We start from the raw sequence: 19,349 nt of genomic DNA, 5'->3' as shown, positions 1-19,349 counted from the left end.
GATGAAATCTCCCGTCATTTTCCTGCTGCCGCTGCTGCTTGCCGCCCCCTCTTGCCACGCCCAGGCGCAAGCGCCCCAGACGCCGATGCCGGGGCAGATCCTCGTCACGGGCACCCTGGCCGACGAGGCGGGCAAGGCGGCCGTGCTGGCCCGCCTGCGCGAACTGTATGGCGCCGAGCGCGTGGTCGACCAGATCGCCATCGGCAACGTGGCCGTGCCGGCCAACTGGAACGGCTACGTGCAAAAGCTGATCGCGCCGAACCTGAAGCTCATTTCACGGGGACAGATCAGCATCGACGGCAACAACGTCAGCGTGCGCGGCGAAGTGGCGAACGAGGCGCAGCGCCAGCAGATCGCCAGCGACATCGCCACCAGCCTCAATCCCACTTACATCGTCAACAATGGCTTGCGGGTCAAGGCAGCCGAGGCCGAGCAAGGCTTGCTCGATGCGGCGCTGGACAAGCGCATCATCGAATTCGACAGCGGCAAGGCGTCCATCACGCCGGCCGGCCTGGCCATCCTCGACGAGATGGCGGCCGCCATGCTCAGGCTGCGGGGCCGCAAGGTGGAGGTGATCGGCCACACGGACGACACGGGCCTGCGCGCCAGCAATGTGGCCCTGAGCCAGGCGCGCGCCGAAGCCGTGCGCGCCTACCTGGCCGGCAAGGGCGTCGTCGCCGATTCGGTGCTGGTGTCGGGCCAGGGGCCGGATCGCCCCGTGGCCAGCAACGCCACGGCCGATGGCCGGGCGAGAAACCGGCGCATCGAGTTCCGTATTGCGCAATAGATTGGCTTGACACCTCACAGAACCGTAGCGAGCGGATGAGAGTTGTGGCCGAGAAGCGCAGGTGTGCGAATGCACGGGGACGCCGAGTCATTGAGCATCGCAGGCCGCAAATCTCGACGCGCAGTAGGTTCTGTGAGGTGTTCAGGGCAGGGTGATTGTCAGGTGCGCGGGGCGCGGCGCCAGCTTGACCAGGTCCGCATACGCGGCCAGGGTCGTTTGCGTGCCGCGCGTCAGATGTGTTTTCAGGCCCAGGTAGGCGCAGATGGCCAGCAGGGCGAAAAAGCTCGACAGCGCCCACAGCGGCACATCGCTGCCGCGTTTGTTGACCACCTGGTCGGGGCGTTCCGCGCGCGGCGCGAAGCCGCGGCTCTTGCCCTTGATGTGGGCGATTTCATCGCCCAGGCGCGCCGTCAGGTAGCTGAGTTTTTCGCCGCCGTCGATCGCATACTTGCCCTGGAATCCCAGCAACAGGCACATATGGAAGACTTGCAGCGCCTGCACGCGCATGGCGCCCTTGCCGCGCAGGGCGTCGAGGCGGTCGAAAAAATGTTCGCCGGCCAGCTGGTCGCCGAAGATCAGCAGCTGCAGCGGGCGCCGCTCCCACTGCTTGCGCAGCGTGAAGGGCGAGGCCAGGATGATTTCATCGACGGCCGCGCAGAACGCATATTTGGCCGCCTCGATATCGTCGCCGTCGGCGCGGATCTTTTTCGCCTCGCGTTCGAAGTCGTCGAGGAAGGCCGTGATGCGGTCCATGAAGCCTTGCTCGTCGCCGGGCGCCGAACCGTGCTTCAGCATGAACAGCATGTAAAAGCCTTCATGCATCAGGTCCAGCAGGGCGCTGCCGGCATGGCGGGCGCCGGCAGGGGCGGGGCCGCGTGGTCCCAGCAGGGAAGGCGCCGCGCGCCGTTCGATGAGCTGGCTCATGCCGTCACCGCGATCAGTTCCAGCTGCAGGTCGCGTATGCCGGCCGGCACGTACACGGAAATCGATTGCGCCTTGAGCATCTGCTCGTACAGCGCGCCGCGGTTTTCGATCGCAAAATAATAGGTGTCGGGCCGCACGGGGATGGCGGCCGGCACTTGCGGCGCATGCGACAGTTTCAAGCCGGGCATGGCCGTGAGCACGCATTTTTCCACGTCGTCGGGCGCGCCCACCTTCACGCGCAGCGGCACCACTTCCACCAGTTCGATGGCCGGCATGGCGGCGCGGATCGCCAGGTACAAGGTGGTGTGCTGGTCGATCTTGCCCGAATCGAGCTTGCCCAGGTAGTACGACGGTTGTTCTTCCAGCAGGGCGATGGAAAAATACTTCGACGAAATGACGGTGTCGAGCAGTTCGCGGATGATGCCGTCGATGGCGTCGAAGCAGGCGCCCGGCTGCGCGTGGTCGTAGGCGGGCAGGCTGGCCAGCGTGTAATGCTTGGAGTAGCTGAGCAGGCCGCCCGCCAGGCCCAGCAGCGCTTCGTACAGGCGCTCCGGATGCAGGGCCGGATGGCGCACGTAATGCATCAGCGCGGCGGCGGCCGTGCTGACCGTGTGCAGCAGCCAGAACGAGGACACGTCGCCGGAGCGGAATTCGATCACGTTGCGGCTCGGTTCGCGGTGGTGGCCGTGCAGCGCGCTCACTTTCGCCTGCAAGGCGTCGAGCAGGTGTTCCAGCACGCCCCGCAGGCGCGGCGCGCCGGCGATCGCCAGGCTGGGCGCCATGAACGAGGGCACGGGCTCGAAGCCGCCCGACACCGTGCGCCGCAGGGCGATCAGCGGCAGGCAGTCGTAGGAGCCGCGCGCCTCGCTGTCGGGAATCAGGCGCACGGTCTTCTTCAGGTAAGCCACGTCGGCCACGGCGGACTCCGTGAACAGGTCGGGCGTGGCGCGCAGCGCGTGCGCAAAGCGCGTGGCCGCCGGCGTGCCCGCCGTTGACGCCTGCGCCGTGTAATTCATGCCTTCGCCATTGAGGATGGGCAGCGCCGCGTAATACGTCACTTCCTGCACCGCCGGCGGCAGCGCTTCCAGGTCCACGGGCGGCGGCAGGGTATCGCTGCCCGTTGCGCCGTCGCCCAGCGCCTCGAACACTTCGCCGTCGCGGAAGATCGCCGACAGGGCTTGCAGGCGCAAGGTGCCCGTCTTCAGCGCCGCCAGGTCCCACTCCATGTGCGCCACGCCCCACAGGTAGGGATGCAGCGCGCTGGCCGTGTGATGCAGGCGCGCTTCGTGATATTGATCCTGGCGCTGGAAATGCTGCGGCCGCAGGAACAGGCCCTCTCCCCACAAGATTTTCGCTGCCATGCCCATTGCGTTTCTCCTTGAATGTGTGGCGTGCCGCTGCCGCCGTTACTGCGTTAGCGGCAGCGCAGGGTGGACAGCGGCGCCGTGCCGCCGTCCATGCCGGCCACGCTGAGCGCGCAGGCGTGCAGGCCGACGGTGATGCCGCCGCGTTCCGCGTCGGCGGCGGCAAAGGTGGCGCGCCAGCGCTGCGCCGCAGGCGCGCGGAACAGGGCCACGACGCCGATGAAATACGCTTCCTTGCTGACTTTTTCCTGCACCTCGTAGCGCTGGCCCGGCACCAGCAGCACTTCCTTCACTTCCATCAGGTCGGCGCCCAGCGCCATCTTTTCGCGCTGCGTGTCGAGGAAGCTGTCGTACGGCGCCTGCTCGAAGGCAGCGCTCTGGCGCAGCTTGTAGATGCGCGCCACCAGCGCCAGCGGCCGGCCGTCGGCATCCGTGTTGAGGCGCTGCGCCGCATGCAGGCGGATGCTGACGTTGCGCGGCGGCTTTTGCGCGTCGGGCAGTTCGGGCGGCGGCTTGGCCGCGCCGGCCATCTGCAGCGCCGCGTTGGCCAGGGTGCCGATGGCGCCGCCCGCGCAGCCGGCCAGCGGCAACGCCAGCAGCAGTAGCGCGGTGGTGCGGGCCAGGCGGCGGAGCGGGGCGTCAAATGGCATGGCTGCTCTTTGCAAAGTGAGGAATGGAAATAAATGTGCTGCAGTCATTTAAACGCATGCAGGGGCGACCCGCTTGCGCTGGCGCAAAATCGGTCAGCGATCAAGACAATTACTGCGCCAGATCAGGTTTCATGTCGCTGTACGCGGCTGTGATGTGGAACTTCTTCTTTGCTGATTAATCTCAATCTGGCAAAAAAATTGGCGATCAATAATGGCCTCCACCAAGGCGCCGCCCATCTTTCCCAGCGGTAGCGTCCTCCACGTGAAGGAATGCCCCGATGAAGCCAGCCACCGTGTTGCCCCGTATTGCCTGCCTCGCCAGCGCCTTGCTGCTGGCCGCCTGCGCCTCGCCGGACCAGCCGGCGCCGAAGAAACCTGCCGCGCCGACCCTGGCGCAAGTGATGAGCGACGCCGATGCGGCGGCGCGCGCCGGCCAGTACGAACGGGCCATGACCTTGCTCAAGGGCGGCGGCAGCAGCTACCCGGCCGACAAGGCGCCGTGGCTGCAAATGGCGCAAATGAAGTTCGACCGCGGCCAGTACGGCGACGCCATCGGCCATGCGCTCGAAGCGCTGGAGCGCGATCCGGACGACAAGGTCGCCAACAGCATCGTCGCCGTCAGCGGCTTGCGCCTGTCCGGCAAGGCGCTGGCCGACCTGTCGCGGCAAAACAATCTGAATGGCTCGCTGCGCTCGGAAGCGCAGGACCTGGCCAAGCTGCTGCGCGCGAGCATCGGCGAAGACGTGCTGGTGCCGCCGGCCAAGCGTCCGCCGGCGGCCGGCAAGCGCACCGCCGGTTCCGGCACGCCGGCGGCGAAGGGCGCGGCGCAAGGCAGCACGGCCGACCCGTTCAGCGGCCTGAAATAAGCCGGCATTCCCACCATCCCCTGAGTAAAGGAAGCGACATGCCCAAGTCCGACAGCGTGCAAAAACGCCTGAAGCAGATACGCGCGCCGCGCGTGCAAATGACCTACGACGTCGAAATCGGCGACGCGATTGAAAACAAGGAGCTGCCCTTCGTGGTCGGCGTGCTGGGCGACTTTGGAGGCAATCCGGACAGCGAAAAAAAACGCCTGAAGGACCGGAAGTTCGTCGCCCTCGACCGCGACAACTTCGACGAAGTGCTGGCCGGCGTGGAACCGGTGGCCCGTTTCGCCGTGCCGAACCGCCTCGGCGAGGAGGGCGGCACGTTCGCCGTCGATCTGCACTTCCGCTCGATGGACGACTTCCGCCCGGAATCGGTGGTGCGCCAGGTCGCCCCCTTGCGCAAGCTGCTCGAGGCGCGCACCAAGCTGGCAGACCTGCGCAACAAGCTGGCCGGCAACGACAAGCTGGAAGACTTGCTGACGGAAGTGCTGAACAACACGGACAGCCTGGCCACCCTGAAACCGCAGTTCCCAGCGCAGGAGGATTGAGATGAGCGCCCAGGCAGAAGCCCCAGAATCCCTCGCTGTATCCGCACACGATGCGCCGGCCGCCACCGACTTGCTGGACCAGATCGTCGAGCAAAGCCGCGTCGCCAAGTCCGGCGCCGAACATGCGCGCGCGCGCGACCTGATCTCGGAACTGGTGGCGCAGGTGCTCGACGGCACGGTGCTGATGTCCAGCAGCCTGTCGGCCACGCTGGATGCGCGCGTGGCGGAAATCGACCGCCTGATCTCCGCCCAGCTCAGCGAAATCATGCACGCGGCGCCGTTCCAGCAGCTCGAACAAAGCTGGACGGGGCTGCGCTACCTGGTCGGCAATTCCGATACGGGCACGCGCCTGCAGATCCGCATGTTCAACGCCACCAAGCGCGAACTGGTGAAGGATTTCCAGGCCGCGCTGGAGTTCGACCAGAGCAGCATGTTCAAGAAGGTGTATGAAGAGGAATTCGGCACCTTCGGCGGCGCGCCGTTCGCCGCGCTGCTGGGCGACTTCGCCATCTCGCGCCAGCCGGAAGACATGTATTTCGTCGAACAGATGTCGCACATCGCCGCCGCCGCCCATGCGCCGTTCATCGCTTCGGCCGCGCCGGAACTGTTTGGCCTGGAAAGCTACGGCGACCTGGGCAAGCCGCGCGACCTGGCCAAGGTGTTCGACACCATCGAGTACGCGAAATGGAAAGCCTTCCGCGAATCCGAGGATGCGCGCTATGTCGGCCTGACCTTGCCCCGCTTCCTGGGCCGGTTGCCGTTCAATCCCGTCGACGGCACCACGGTGGAAGGTTTCAATTTTGTCGAGGAAGTCGACGGCAGCGACCACCACAAATACCTGTGGTGTAACGCCGCGTATGCGTTCGGCTGCAAGCTGACGCGCGCCTTTGCCGACTACGGCTGGTGCGCCGCCATCCGCGGCGTGGAGGGCGGCGGCCTGGTGGACGACCTGCCGACCCACACCTTCAAGACGGACGAGGGCGACGTGGCCCTGAAATGCCCGGCCGAAGTGGCGATCACCGACCGCCGCGAAAAGGAATTGAGCGACCTGGGTTTCATCTCGCTGGTGCACTGCAAGAACACGGCGTACGCGGCGTTCTTCGGCGCGCAGTCGGCGCAGAAAAGCCGCAAGTACAACAGCGACGCGGCCAATGCGAACGCGGTGCTGTCGTCGCAGCTGCAGTACATCTTTGCCGTCTCGCGCATCGCCCATTACATGAAGGCCATGATGCGCGACAAGATCGGCAGCTTTGCCGCCGCCTCCAACGTGGAGGATTTTTTGAACCGCTGGCTGATGCAGTACGTGCTGCTCGACGATAACGCCAGCCAGGAACAGAAGGCGCAGTTCCCCCTGCGCGAAGCGTCCGTGCAGGTGCATGAAGTGCCGGGCCGGCCCGGCGTGTACCGCGCCGTGTCCTTCCTGCGGCCGCACTTCCAGCTCGATGAATTATCCGTTTCGCTCCGACTGGTCGCGGAGTTGCCGAAGTCGACCAATTCCTGATCCACCTCTCTTTCAACCACAGGAGCACACCATGGCAATCGATGTATATCTGCAGATAGACGGCATCAAGGGCGAGTCCACCGATGACAAGCACAAGGACTGGATCGAGTGCAAATCGGTCAGCTGGAGCGTCGAGCAGCCGAAGTCCGCCACCGCGTCGACGGGCGGCGGCCACACGGCCGAACGCTGCGAGCACAAGGACATCGTCATTTCCAAGCTGGCCGACCTGGCCTCGCCGGTGCTGCTGCAGACCTGCTCGGCCGGCAAGACCATCCCCAAGGCGCGCTTCGAATTCATGCGCGCCGACGGCCAGGGCGAGCGCGTCAAGTACTTTGAAATCGAAATCGAGAATGTGCTGATCGGCGCCGTCACGCCGAACGTGGAAGAGGGCGACATCCTCGGTGAACACGTCGGCTTCAAGTTCTCGAAAGTGAAGTGGAAATACACGCAGCAAAAAGTGACGGGCGGCGCCGGCGGCAATACCTCGGGCGGCTGGGACCTGGCCGCGAACCGCGTGGCTTGATCCATCCTCGCGCGGCGCGCGGCGGCCACCTGCGCCTGCGCCGCGCCGACTTTTCAGGAGAGCGCATGGACAGTTATGTACCTGGCCTGTTCGACCGCCTGATGGGCGATGGCGGTGCGGCGGCGGCCGGCGTGGCGCCGCGCCTGTCGCTGGAACAATTGAAGGATGCGGTGGCGCGCGACCTGGAAGAGCTGCTCAATACACGCGTGGCCCTGCCGCCCGGCGCGCTCGACGCCTATCCGGAATGTGCGGCGTCCATCGTCAACTATGGCTTGATCGATTTCGCCGGCATGTGTTTGTCGAGCAGCGACGACCGCGCCCGCATCTGCGCCGCGCTGAAGGCCGCCATCGAACGCCACGAGCCGCGCCTGCGCAATGTGCGCGCCCGCCTGGAACGGGAAGCGGGCGCCATCAACCGGGTCGGCTTCGTCATCAGCGGCACCCTGGCCGTGAGGTCCGGTGGCGAGACGGTCAATTTCGACGCCGTGCTGCAGCCGTCGTCGCTGCGCTATTCGATCAACCGCAAGGGAGCCGCCGCATGAGCAACAACTTGAAAACCCTGATCGCCAAGCTGAATGACACGGCGCGCACGGCCGCCACCCGCGCCGCCGCCATCTGCGTGGGACTGGGCCAGTATGAAGTCGATATCGAACACCTGTTCCTGGCGCTGCTGGAGCAGGAGCGCAGCGATTTCGTCACCATCGCGCGGCGCAGCGAAATCAGCCTGACGGCGCTGGAGGCGGACCTGCGCCGCGAAATCGGCGGCTTCCGCACGGGCAGCGCGCGCACGCCCGTGTTTTCGCCCCACTTGCCGCTGCTGTTCGAACACGCCTGGCTGATCGCCTCGCTGGACACGGCGCAGCCGGGTCCTATCCGCAGCCGCCATCTGCTGTTGGCGCTGCTGACGGAGCCGGAACTGTCGCAGCTCGCGTACCGCGGCTCGAAGCTGTTCGCCCGCTTCAGCGTGGAGCAATTGAAGCACCATCCGGACAAGCTGACGGCCGGCTCCGGCGAGGAGGAAAGCGCTGGCGTGCCGCGGCTTTCCGACACCGGCGACGATCCTGTTGCTAGCCTGGCCAGCAAAACCCCGGCGCTGGACCAGTTCACCACCGACCTGACGCAGCTGGCGCGCGACGGCAAGCTCGATCCCGTGATCGGCCGCGAAGCGGAGATACGCCAGGCCGTCGACATCCTGCTGCGCCGGCGCCAGAACAATCCTATTTTGACGGGCGAGGCGGGCGTGGGCAAGACGGCCGTGGTGGAAGGCCTGGCCTTGCGCATCGCCGCCGGCGACGTGCCCGAGGTGCTGCAGGGCGCGCATATCCACGCGCTCGACATGGGCTTGCTGCAGGCCGGCGCCAGCGTGAAGGGAGAATTCGAAAGCCGTTTAAAAAATGTTATCGACGAGGTGACGAAAAGCCCGCATCCGGTCATCCTCTTCATCGACGAGGCGCATACGATGATCGGCGCCGGCGGCCAGGCGGGGCAGAACGATGCGGCCAACCTGCTCAAGCCGGCGCTGGCGCGCGGCGCCCTGCGCACCATCGCCGCCACCACCTGGAGCGAGTACAAGAAGTATTTTGAAAAGGATGCGGCGCTGGCGCGGCGCTTCCAGGTGGTGAAGGTGGAAGAACCCAGCGAAGACATCGCCTGCGCCATGCTGCGCGCCATGGCGCCGCTGATGGAGCGCCATTTCGGCATCCGCGTGCGCGACGCGGCCATCGTCGAGGCGGTGCGCCTGTCGCACCGCTACATCAGCGGGCGCCAGCTGCCCGACAAGGCCATCGGCGTGCTCGATACGGCGTGCGCCAAGGTGGCGCTGGGCCAGCGCGCCACGCCGGCGCAGCTGGAAAACGCGCACCGGCGCCAGGAACGCGTCGGCGCTGAAATCGCCGCCCTGGCCCGCGAGGCGGCCGATGGCGAAGTGCCCGGCAAAGCCGGCGCCGCGCGCCTGGCGCAGCTGCGGCGCGAGCATGACGACGGGCAGGCGGCGGTCGCGGCGCTGGCGCAGCGCTGGGAGCGCGAAAAGGCGCTGGTGGCGCAGATCGGCGAGCTGCGCGCGCAGCTGCGCGGCGAGCGGCCGGGCGAGATCGGCGCGGCGCGCCTGCTGGCGCTGAAGGACGAGCTGGCGGCCCTGCAGGGCGACGCGCCGCTGTCGCCGCTGGAAGTCGATGCGCAGGTGGTGGCCGGCATCGTCGCCGCCTGGACCGGCATCCCGCTGGGGAAAATGCTCAAGGACGACATCCGCACGGTGCTGACCCTGGACGGCGCGCTGCGCGAACGGGTGCTGGGACAGGACCACGTCATCGAGGCCGTGGCGCAGCGCGTGCGCACGGCGCGCGCCAGCCTGGACGACCCGGACAAGCCGCAAGCCGTGTTCCTGTTCACGGGGCCGTCCGGCACGGGCAAGACGGAAACCGCGCTGGCGCTGGCCGACTTGCTGTATGGCGGCGAGCGCAAGCTCATCAGCATCAACATGAGCGAATACCAGGAAGCGCACAGCGTGGCCGGCCTGAAAGGCTCGCCGCCCGGCTATGTCGGCTATGGCGAAGGCGGCGTGCTGACGGAAGCCGTGCGGCGCCAGCCCTACAGCGTGGTGCTGCTCGACGAGGCGGAAAAGGCCCATCCCGACGTGCTGGAACTGTTCTTCCAGGTGTTCGACAAGGGCGTGCTCGACGATGCGGAAGGGCGCGAAGTCGATTTTCGCAACACCATCATCATCGCCACCTCGAACCTGGGGTCGGGCGCGATGATGGCCGCCTGCCTGAACCGGGCGTCACAGGACTTGCCCACGCCGGCCGCGCTGGAAGAATTGGTACGACCGCAGCTGGTGGCGCACTTCAAGCCGGCCTTGCTGGGGCGCCTGAAGGTGCTGCCCTTCTATCCCCTGAACGACGCGGTGCTGGCCGAGATCATCGCCCTGAAGCTGGCGCGCATCGGCGCGCGCATCGCGCGCAACCACCAGGCGCAGTTCAGCCATGACGCGGGCCTGGTCGACGCCGTGCTGGCGCGCTGCACCGAGGTCGATTCGGGCGCGCGCAATGTCGACCAGATACTCAATGGCAGCCTGCTGCCGGCGATCGCCGAAGCGGTGCTGGCGCGCATGGCCGCGGGCGAGCCGGTCGCGTCGATACGCGTCAGCGCGAACAAGCAGGGGCAGTTCAAGTACACGATCCGATAATCCACCTTCCGGAGAGCGCCATGTTCAATCTGGAGCAGTTGCTGCACCCCGTCAGCGCCGTCAGTCCCTGCGGCGACGACCTCACCTTCAGCCAGGAGCTCGACGCCATCGCGCGAGCGCGCCAGCACGACGACCCGAGCCTGGACCAGGGCGAGTGGGTGACGGCGCTGAAGGAAGCCGACTGGCCCTTCGTGGCGACGCGCTGCGAACAGCTGATCGCGGCGCGCAGCAAGGATTTGCGCATGGCCGTGTGGCTGGCCGAGGCGCACGCGAAGACGCGCCACTTCCGTGGCCTGGGCGATGGCTACGCGCTGCTGGCCGGCCTGTGCGAACGTTACTGGGATGGCCTGTATCCGCCGGCGGAAGAGGGCGACCAGGAACAGCGCATCGGCAATGTCTTCTGGCTGCTGTCGCGCACGCCGCAACTGCTGCGCGAGATCCCGCTGACCGAGGGCGCCGACGGCCTGTATGCGCTGCAGGACTTCGATGCGGCGCGCCAGCGCGCGGCCGCCGGCGTAGCGCAGGGTGCGGCCGAGCAGGGCTGGGGCGACGCGCGCCACGACGAAGGGGCAACCTTGGCGCAGATGGAGGCGGCGCGTCAGCTGAACACGCGCGCCTTTTCCGACGGCTTGCTGGCCGATGCGCAGTACTGCATGCAGTCGCTGCTGGCGTTCGAGCGCAGCGTCGATGCGCGTTTCGGCGCCGACGGCCCGAGTTTCCGCGCCGCGCGCGAAGCGCTGGAAAACGCCATTCATTTCATCGCGCCGCTGTCGCCTGGCGCGGATTTTATCGGTGCCCCGGCCGCCGCCGGCCAGGCCGCCGGCGAGGGCGGCGGCGCCATCGTGCAGCGCCAGCAGGCGCTGGCCCAGCTGCGCCAGGTGGCCGATTTCTTCCGCCGCACGGAGCCGCACAGCCCCGTCGCCTACCTGGCCGAGAAGGCCGCCAGCTGGGGCGAGCTGCCGCTGCACCTGTGGCTGCGCGCCGTCGTGAAGGATGCCAACACCCTGGCGCAGCTCGATGACATGCTGGGCACGAACAGTGCAAACGGGTGATGGCGCTGACCCCTTCCATGCTAATCTTCGGGCATGTCCAGAATGCTCATCTTGCCTGCCGCGCTATGCCTGTTCATCGCCGCCGGCGCGCGGGCCGGCACTGCGGTGCCGCTGGTGATTTACGGCGACGACGACTATCCGCCGTACTCCTACGTTGAAAACGGCCAGCTGAAAGGTATTTATACGGAGATCGTGCGCGAAGCGGCGCAATCGATGCCGCAGTATGCGGTGCAGCTGCGTCCCGTGCCCTGGAAACGGGGCTTGCTGATGCTGCAGACGGGCGAGGCGTTTGCCCTGTATCCGCCGTATTCCTGGCGCAGCGAGCGGCCGTATGTGCGCTATTCCGTGCCGCTGCTGATGGAGCAGCTGGTGGTGCTGTGCAACCAGGACGTGCTGGCCAGGCGCAAGCTGCGGCAATGGCCCGCCGATTACGGCGGCCTGCACATCGGCGTGAACGCGGGTTTCCTGCCGGGCGACGCGGGGTTGATGGCGTCCTTGCGCGCTGAAAAAATCGTGCTCGATCCCGCCAAGGGCACGCGCACGAATTTGCTCAAGCTGATGCGCGGACGCATCGATTGCTATGTCAGTGACCGCCTGTCGGCGCAGTGGGAATTGCAGCGCATCCGGCGCGAAGGGCCGCCGGGCACGCCGATGCAGGCAATCGAGGAAACGGCGCAGCTGGCCAGCCAGCAAGGCCACCTTGGTTTTACGGCGCAGCGGCCTGCCGCCTACCCGTATCGCGATGACTTTATCGCACAATTCAATGCGGCCATCGTGCGCATGCAAAATAGCGGCGCGATCCGCCGCATCGTCGACCGCGCATTGCAACCCTGACGCTGCCACCCTGATTCACCCGATGGAGAAGACCATGAAAAAATTGTTGTTTCTGAGTGTGCTCGTGCTGGCCGGCTGCGTGGGCCGCCCCGACAATATTGTGCCTGTTGGTCACTTCGACACGACCCGCTATCTGGGCAAATGGTATGAGATCGCGCGCCTCGACCACTCGTTCGAGCGGGGCCTGAGCCAGGTGACGGCCGATTACAGCCTGCGCCAGGATGGCGGCCTGAAAGTGCTCAACCGCGGCTACAAGGATGCGGATGCGAAGTGGAAGGAAGCGGAAGGCAAGGCGTATTTCGTGGACAAGAAAGACGTGGGCTACCTGAAAGTGTCGTTTTTCGGCCCCTTCTATGGTTCCTACATCGTCTTCGACCTCGACCAGCAAAATTACAGCTATTCCATGATCAGCGGCCCGGACAAGTCGTACTTCTGGCTGTTGTCGCGCACGCCCACCATGGACCCTGCCCTGCAGCAGCGCCTGATCGAGAAAGCCGGCAGCCTGGGTTTTGACACGTCAAAATTGATCTATGTGAAGCAAAACTGACCTTGCTTGCCTGCCGCCCGTTCGTGGCGGCATAGCGCCTTCTGGTTGTTGCTTTTCTGCATGTTATTTCTTGCAATACCACTCTGATTCACTCACAATCTGCTCCAAAGTAGTGCGCTGCGGCGCGCTGCCATTCCGGTGGCGACGTTCGCGTTGCGCCACCGCTCGTGATTGCCGCACGGCAGATGCCTGCTATATTGGTACGTAGCAGTAGGTCGGTTTCGTGGCGTCTGTGCATCGTTTTCTTCAGATAGGAATCACGCAATGAAAAACCTCAAAATCGGCGTACGTCTCGGTGGCGGTTTTGCCGCCGTCCTGTTCCTGTTGACCAGCCTGACCGTGGTGGGCATCGTGCAGATGCAAAGCGCCAGCAAGGAAACCGATGCGCTCGTCAACGTCAAGGTGCGCAATGAGCGCCTGATCGCCGAGTGGACCAAGGTCATCGAGGTCAACGCGGCGCGCACGGCGGCCGCCTGGAAAGTCAGCGATCCCGAACACCAGAAGCAGTTTGAACAGGAAATGGCGGTCTCGTCTGCACGCGCCACGGAAATCCAGAACGATATCGGCAAGAGCGAGCTGAACACGGACGAGCAGGCGCTGTACCAGGAAGTATTAAGCACGCGCAAGGCCTACACGGAAGTGCGCAAGAATGTGTTCAAGGCCAAGAATGTGGGCGACCTGGAACTGGGCAAGCGCCTGTACGAAGGCGACATGGCCGTCAAGCGCGACATCTACCTGGCGTCGCTGAAGAAGCTGGAATTGCTGGAAGCCAAATTGCTCGATGAAACGGCCGCGCAAATCCGTTCGCGCTACGAAAATGGCCGCATGCTGCTGATCTCGCTGGGCGTGGTGGCCATCTTGCTGGGTATCGCCTGCGCCTACTGGATCACGCGCTCGATCACGCGTCCCATCACGCGTGCCGTCGAGGTGGCGGAAGCCGTTTCCGCTGGCGACCTGACCAGCCATATCGTCGTGGAAAGCCGCGACGAGACGGGGCAATTGATGCATGCGCTGAAAAACATGAACGATAAACTGGTGAGTATCGTGGGCCAGGTGCGCGCCGGTACCGAATCGATCAGCACGGCGTCGAGCGAAATTGCCGCCGGCAACCTGGACTTGTCGTCACGCACGGAAGAGCAGGCCAGCTCGCTGGAAGAGACGGCGTCGTCCATGGAAGAGCTGACCTCCACCGTGAAACTCAATGCGGACAATGCGCGCAGCGCCAACCAGCTGGCCATCGACGCCTCGCAGATCGCCAGCAAGGGCGGCGTGGTGGTGTCGGAAGTGGTCAGCACCATGGGCTCGATCAACGATTCCTCGCGCAAGATTGTCGACATCATCAGCGTCATCGACGCCATCGCCTTCCAGACGAATATCCTGGCCCTGAACGCGGCCGTGGAAGCGGCCAGGGCCGGTGAACAGGGCCGCGGCTTTGCCGTCGTGGCCTCCGAAGTGCGCAACCTGGCGCAGCGTTCCAGCGCGGCAGCCAAGGAAATCAAGGGCTTGATCGACGATTCCGTGCAAAAGGTCGAGGCCGGTTCGCAACTGGTGGACAAGGCGGGCCGCACCATGGACGAGATCGTGCAAAGCATCAGCCACGTGACGCAGATCATGAACCAGATCACCGACGCCAGCGATGAACAGCGCGCCGGCATCGAACAAGTCAACCAGGCCATCGGCCAGATGGACCAGGTGACGCAGCAAAACGCGGCCCTGGTGGAAGAAGCAGCCGCGGCGGCCGAATCCATGCAGGAACAGGCGGCCAGGCTGGCCGAGGTCGTGGGCGTGTTCAAGCTCGATGCCACGCAGCAATATGCTGCCGCCCGTAGCAGCCCGTCCGTGACGGCGCCTGCGCCAGTAGCGGCTGCCACGCGGCCCGCCACGCAGCCCGCCATGCGACGCGCGCCAGCATCCCGCGCGCCAGCACCCACCGTGACTGCGACCTCGCCGGACAAGGCGGCGCAAGCGGACGCGGTGCGCGCACGCACGCCGAAGACGCCGGTGGCCTCCGGCGCCGACGAATGGGAAGAGTTTTAAGCACGGATTCTTAAGCGCAGTTTCCCCCTTGGCATGGCGCGGGCGCTACAATCGCGGCTTGAAGACAGCCGCGAACGCGCTCCGCCATGACCACCCGCCGTACCTCCAGCCCTAGCTCAAATCATCCCGCCAGCCATCCCGCCAGTCCTGGCGCTGCATCGTCTTCCCTGGCTGAACCGGCCAAACGCGCGCGCTGCCCAGCCTGCCTGCGCGCCGTCTCCAGCTGCATCTGCCGCTGGATCGCCCCCGTTTCCCACGCGGTGGAAGTGCTGATTCTGCAGCATCCGCTGGAAGTGCACAATGCCAAGGGCAGTGCCCGCCTGCTGCACTTGAGCCTGCCGAACAGCCGCATGCTGACGGGCGAGCAGTTTGCCCCCGATACGCTCGCCGAATTGCTGGCTGACAAGCACAATGTGCTGCTGTACCCGGAGACGCCCGGCGACCGTTCGCTGGGCATCGCCCCGCCGCCGGCGCTCGACCCTGCCAGCTTGCTCGATCTTGCCCGCGTGCGGCTGGTGGTGCTGGACGCCACCTGGCGCAAGAGCCGCAAGATGCTGTATCTGAATCCCCCGTTGCAACAGCTGCCGCGCCTGCCCCTGCGCGACACGCCCGCTTCCCATTACCTGATCCGCAAGGCGCACGCGCCAGACCAGTTATCGACCCTGGAAGCGACGTGCTATGCCCTGATGCAGTTGGAGCAGGACGCGGCCCGCTTCGTTCCCCTGATCGCGGCATTTGACGGCTTTGTCGCACAGCAGTTGAGCTATGTCATGCCGCACGGTGAAAAAGCTTGAAACGGCATCACGCCAGCCCTTGATCTTGCCCGCGCAGCGGCATAGTATACTGTACGTATATACAGTTGATGGGGCCGTTCATGAAAGCAATCATTCCAGAGCACGATGACAGCTTCGCCGGGCAAGCCATGTTGCCGCCGCAATCGCTGAAAGCCCACAAGGGCCGCGGCGCCGTGTCGAACCTGCAAGGGCGCTACGAGGTGCACGCGCGCGGCGGTTTCGATGATGGCTGGGGCGTGGGCGGCCTGGATGAGGCGGCCGGGGAGGCGGCGCCTCCCACCTGGAAGACGCAGGTCAGCGACGAGCAGGCGCGCACCATTCTCACGCGCAACGCTTCGCCCGACTTGCCGTTCAATGTTTCCTTGAATCCGTATCGGGGTTGCGAACACGGCTGCATTTATTGCTTTGCCCGCCCCACGCACAGCTATCTGGGCCTGTCGCCGGGCCTGGACTTCGAAAGCCGCATCTATGCCAAGGTGAACGCCCCCGAACTCTTGCGCCGCGAACTGGCCAAGCCCTCCTATGTGCCCGAACCGATCGCCCTGGGCGTGAACACGGATGCGTATCAGCCGTGCGAGCGCGAACGGCAACTGACGCGGCGCGTGCTGGAAGTGCTGCACGAGTGCGACCACCCCGTGGCGCTGATCACGAAATCGTCGCTGATCGAGCGCGATATCGACATTCTGGCGCCGATGGCGGCCAGGCGCCTGGCGGCCGTGGCCGTCACTGTCACCACGCTCGACCCGGCCATCGCGCGCACCCTGGAGCCGCGCGCGGCTGCTCCGGCGCGGCGGCTGCGCACCATCCGCACCCTGACGGAGGCGGGCATCCCCGTGGGCGTGAGCATCGCGCCCATCATCCCGTTCGTGACGGAACCGGAAATCGAGCAGCTGCTCGAAGCCGTGCGCGACGCGGGCGCCATCCACGCCCATTACGTGGTGCTGCGCCTGCCGTGGGAAGTGAGCCCGCTGTTCCAGCAATGGCTGGAAGCGCACTTCCCGGAACGGGCCCAGCGCGTGATGAACCGGGTGCGCGAAATGCGTGGCGGCAAGGATTACGACAGCGCGTTCGGTACGCGCATGCGGGGCGAAGGCGTGTGGGCTGACCTCATCCGCCAGCGCTTTGAAAAGGCCGTGCACCGGCTGGGCTTGCACGGCAAGGGCGGCCGCTTCAAGCAGCTCGATTGCACGCAGTTCCGCCGGCCGCTGGTGGTGCCGCCGCTGTGCGCAAAAGTAAAAAAAGGCAATGCGGGGCAGCTGGATTTGTTTTAGCGCAAGCAGTGCGGGGCGCGCGCTTGTGCGTTGACACGGGCACGCGCAAAGGCATGCGCGCTGCGCGAAACAGGCGGACTTGGTGGCGAGTCGCATCGCCGTCCTGCGTCCGTCGTGGGTGATGCCGGCAGGGGGAGCGGGCGACGAGAAACTCATCGCCCGCAGGCATGCCGGGCTTAGCCGGAACGGCTCGATCTTGCTGGCTTGATCAGCAAACGGTGGCGTTGCAAGCCATCAGGCAGAGTTGCTGTGCGGTGCCGCTCAAGGCGCCGCAAGCCGCTTTGCACAGGGTGCAGGGAATGCTGGAAGGGGCGACACCCTGGCTGATGGCGGAGATGCTGGGGCTGCGTTGTACGGCTTTGGCTTGCAATGGCAGATTGTTCATTTTAAAACTCCTTGTGGTGGCGCCGCCGCGGGCAACGGCAATGGGTGTGCGTACCGAAGTACGGTGCTGATCGTTTCCCGCCAACGACCGTATGCTGAAGCGCGTGCACGCATCGCTGCGCCCACGAGCCCCGACAATTCAAATGCTGTTGACGTCAGCGTTGCGACCAGTAGCGCACTGCGCCGACGCTGACCGGTATCACATCGCTGACGTCGACGGCGAAGCGGGCGACCGTGTTGGCTACCTGCAGGTTTTCCGGGTTGAAGAAGGTCATGATGATGTCGTAGCACTCGGAGCCCGGGCGGCACACGGGACTCTGTTGCACGACGATGGTATCGAGCTGCATGCCCGTGGTCTTGGCCAGCATTTCCGCCGCTTGCATGGCATTCGTGGCCGAGAAGTTGAGCGCGCGGTCCATGCCCGTGACGCCCAGGTTGCGGAAGTCGTAATAGATGCGGTTCAGGAAGTTTTCCAGGCGCGCGCCCGTGTTGCTGCTGTTGATGTCCAGGCTGTCCTGCACCGCCATCAGGCTGTCGATCAACTGCGGCACATTCCAGCTGAACATGCCCCGGATGGCCGGCTGGATCACGGGAACGACCTGGCCGGACATCAGCCTGGCGGCGCCCGAGATTACGCCGGGAAACGAATTCATGACGACCAGGCCATCGATGGTGCCGACATAGGCCTCGAACAGCAGTTCATAGGTCATGTCGGCATACGGACCGACGGGGACGACCGCGTAAATCGGCGTGGCGTCCAGGTTGACGGTCCAGGTCAGCGATTGGCGGAAATATGGCTTTGCGCGCAGAAATTCGATCAATTGCTGCGGATCGCTCGGATTGTTCCTGTCCGATGGCATGGCCTGGACGAAGGAATCGCGGCGCGCTTCGCTGCCGAAGTCGACGCCCAGGTTGCCCAGCGCATACACCAGGGTCGGGCCCTTGGCGCTGCCGCCGCAGCCGCAATCGGAGGCATCGATGCCGGAAGCGGCGATGCCTTGCCGCGTCGCGCCGGAAGGGCCCGCAAGGTTGGCCAGGGAGGGGGTTTCCAGCATGGGAATGCTGAGCGGATGCGCCTGCGCGGAAGTGTCGGCATTGGCTGGGCTCGCTTCAATCACAGTATCGTCTGACATTTCAATTTTCCCTTTTAATAATAGTTGAGTGGCGCCCGGCACATTCAATGTCCCAGTCAGGAGGCGGCGACAGTCCAGCTCGCCATTGGTGTTGCAACGCGTTGCGCTTTGCAGCAATGCGCTGCAAACTCCACGAGGGTCAGGACGATCCCCATGTTGGTGTTGCCGGCATAGCAGCAAGGCTGCGATGGCCGAGACGATCGGGGTGGCAAAGCTGGTGCCGCTGCTGAGCCGCACGCGCCCTGCGGGCGCGGCGCCGAGGATGTCGGTGCCGGGCGCCATGATGCCGCGCGCGCGATAGGCTTCGCCCCAGTTGCTGTTGGGCATGGGCGCGCCTTGCCGGTCCAGTGCGCCGACGACCAAGGTGTATTTGATGGAGGCGGGAATATGCAGGCAATCGCAGCCGTCGTTGCCCGCCGCGGCGATCAGCAGGACGTTGCGTTCATGGCATAGCTGTATGGCTTTTTGCAGCAGGCCGTCGGCGGTGCCGCTGTCGGACAGTTCGCCGCCGCTGACATTGATGATGTGCGCGCCGTGCTCGACGGCCTGGGTGATGGCGCGGGCCAGGTCGAGCTGCGTGCATTGCGTCAGTGCGCCGTCGGCGCGGTCGGCAAAGATGGGCAGGATCAAGCCCCGACAATGGGGAGCCAGGCCCGTGACGGGACTGCCCGGTTGGCCAAAGATGATGCTGGCGACATGGGTGCCGTGTTGCGATGCCCGGCCGTTGCCGCTGGCACCCGTGGCGAGTGTGTCGAGCGTTTGCAGCCTGGCGCCGGCAAAGCAAGGGTGGCTGGTATCGACGGGACCGTCGAGCACGGCGATGCAGATGTCGGCACAGCCGGTGTTGCCATCCTGCAAGGCAGCCAGGCCGTGCAGCAAGCCATGATTGGCCAGGCTGTCGTGGGTGGTGGATACTTCCATGGTCGTCGGCACGCGGTGCTCCTTGCTGGGTC

Annotated in this window: 18 protein-coding genes; 13 read left to right on the top strand and 5 right to left on the bottom strand. The window is 65.5% G+C overall.

The features are described from left to right. Position 1: 1 nt before the first annotated feature. Positions 2 to 787 (top strand): OmpA family protein, encoded by a 786-nt coding sequence (locus O3300_RS09065; RefSeq protein ID WP_305052749.1) that lies wholly within the window; start codon positions 2 to 4, stop codon positions 785 to 787. 141 nt (positions 788 to 928) lie between these two features. On the opposite strand, the gene icmH is transcribed toward O3300_RS09065, so the two are convergent. From icmH to tssJ, 3 genes are read right to left on the bottom strand one after another with little or no spacing between them, the layout of a single operon-like run. Next, a complete protein-coding gene (gene icmH, locus O3300_RS09060; RefSeq protein WP_077407211.1) occupies positions 929 to 1,711 on the bottom strand; it encodes a type IVB secretion system protein IcmH/DotU in 783 nt (260 codons plus the stop codon). Then, positions 1,708 to 3,078, bottom strand: a complete 1,371-nt coding sequence (tssK, locus tag O3300_RS09055; protein WP_305052748.1) for a type VI secretion system baseplate subunit TssK — start codon at positions 3,076 to 3,078, stop codon at positions 1,708 to 1,710. The genes icmH and tssK overlap by 4 nt, the downstream gene beginning before the upstream one ends. A gap of 47 nt (positions 3,079 to 3,125) precedes the next feature. Next, positions 3,126 to 3,725, bottom strand: a complete 600-nt coding sequence (gene tssJ / locus O3300_RS09050; RefSeq protein WP_305052747.1) for a type VI secretion system lipoprotein TssJ — start codon at positions 3,723 to 3,725, stop codon at positions 3,126 to 3,128. Between the two features lie 278 nt (positions 3,726 to 4,003). Between tssJ and O3300_RS09045 the strand changes: the two genes are divergently transcribed. The 12 genes from O3300_RS09045 to O3300_RS08990 all read left to right on the top strand — a co-directional run bounded on the left by O3300_RS09045 (position 4,004) and on the right by O3300_RS08990 (position 16,879). Next, a complete protein-coding gene (locus O3300_RS09045; protein ID WP_305052746.1) occupies positions 4,004 to 4,591 on the top strand; it encodes a tetratricopeptide repeat protein in 588 nt (195 codons plus the stop codon). A gap of 38 nt (positions 4,592 to 4,629) precedes the next feature. Beyond that, positions 4,630 to 5,139, top strand: a complete 510-nt coding sequence (tssB, locus tag O3300_RS09040) for a type VI secretion system contractile sheath small subunit (protein WP_305052745.1) — start codon at positions 4,630 to 4,632, stop codon at positions 5,137 to 5,139. Between the two features lies 1 nt (position 5,140). Then, positions 5,141 to 6,640, top strand: coding sequence for a type VI secretion system contractile sheath large subunit (gene tssC, locus O3300_RS09035; protein WP_305052744.1), 1,500 nt, complete (start codon positions 5,141 to 5,143; stop codon positions 6,638 to 6,640). Between the two features lie 31 nt (positions 6,641 to 6,671). Beyond that, positions 6,672 to 7,163, top strand: coding sequence for a type VI secretion system tube protein Hcp (locus O3300_RS09030; RefSeq protein ID WP_034750126.1), 492 nt, complete (start codon positions 6,672 to 6,674; stop codon positions 7,161 to 7,163). 65 nt (positions 7,164 to 7,228) lie between these two features. Beyond that, entirely contained in the window at positions 7,229 to 7,705 is a 477-nt protein-coding gene (gene tssE, locus O3300_RS09025; protein WP_305052743.1) for a type VI secretion system baseplate subunit TssE, read from the top strand. Next, positions 7,702 to 10,344 (top strand): type VI secretion system ATPase TssH, encoded by a 2,643-nt coding sequence (gene tssH, locus O3300_RS09020; RefSeq protein ID WP_305052742.1) that lies wholly within the window; start codon positions 7,702 to 7,704, stop codon positions 10,342 to 10,344. Before tssE ends, tssH begins: the two co-directional genes overlap by 4 nt. Positions 10,345 to 10,364: 20 nt before the next feature. Continuing rightward, positions 10,365 to 11,396: a type VI secretion system protein TssA gene (gene tssA, locus O3300_RS09015; RefSeq protein ID WP_305052741.1), complete on the top strand. Its 1,032-nt coding sequence runs from the start codon at positions 10,365 to 10,367 to the stop codon at positions 11,394 to 11,396. 33 nt (positions 11,397 to 11,429) lie between these two features. Further along, positions 11,430 to 12,230, top strand: a complete 801-nt coding sequence (locus O3300_RS09010; RefSeq protein WP_305052740.1) for an ABC transporter substrate-binding protein — start codon at positions 11,430 to 11,432, stop codon at positions 12,228 to 12,230. Between the two features lie 34 nt (positions 12,231 to 12,264). Then, positions 12,265 to 12,777: a lipocalin family protein gene (locus O3300_RS09005; RefSeq protein ID WP_305052739.1), complete on the top strand. Its 513-nt coding sequence runs from the start codon at positions 12,265 to 12,267 to the stop codon at positions 12,775 to 12,777. Positions 12,778 to 13,041: 264 nt separating this feature from the next. Further along, a complete protein-coding gene (locus O3300_RS09000; RefSeq protein ID WP_305052738.1) occupies positions 13,042 to 14,814 on the top strand; it encodes a methyl-accepting chemotaxis protein in 1,773 nt (590 codons plus the stop codon). An 86-nt stretch (positions 14,815 to 14,900) separates the two neighbouring features. After that, positions 14,901 to 15,608, top strand: a complete 708-nt coding sequence (locus O3300_RS08995) for a tRNA-uridine aminocarboxypropyltransferase (protein ID WP_305052737.1) — start codon at positions 14,901 to 14,903, stop codon at positions 15,606 to 15,608. Between the two features lie 128 nt (positions 15,609 to 15,736). Continuing rightward, positions 15,737 to 16,879 carry a PA0069 family radical SAM protein gene (locus O3300_RS08990; protein WP_305053143.1) on the top strand — a complete coding sequence of 381 codons (1,143 nt, stop codon included), beginning with the start codon at positions 15,737 to 15,739 and terminating at the stop codon, positions 16,877 to 16,879. A gap of 208 nt (positions 16,880 to 17,087) precedes the next feature. On the opposite strand, the gene O3300_RS08985 is transcribed toward O3300_RS08990, so the two are convergent. Together O3300_RS08985 and O3300_RS08980 are read right to left on the bottom strand one after the other, a co-directional pair. Beyond that, complete coding sequence (locus O3300_RS08985; protein WP_251351391.1) at positions 17,088 to 17,264, bottom strand: hypothetical protein; 177 nt, start codon at positions 17,262 to 17,264, stop codon at positions 17,088 to 17,090. Positions 17,265 to 17,418: 154 nt separating this feature from the next. After that, on the bottom strand, positions 17,419 to 19,329 hold the full coding sequence (locus tag O3300_RS08980; protein WP_305052736.1) for a S8 family serine peptidase: 1,911 nt from the start codon (positions 19,327 to 19,329) through the stop codon (positions 17,419 to 17,421). Positions 19,330 to 19,349 lie beyond the last annotated feature (20 nt).

The organism is Janthinobacterium sp. SUN206, from assembly GCF_030587305.1.
In the GTDB taxonomy this organism is placed as follows: domain Bacteria; phylum Pseudomonadota; class Gammaproteobacteria; order Burkholderiales; family Burkholderiaceae_D; genus Janthinobacterium; species Janthinobacterium kumbetense.
This window is presented reverse-complemented; position numbering and strand designations above follow the sequence as displayed.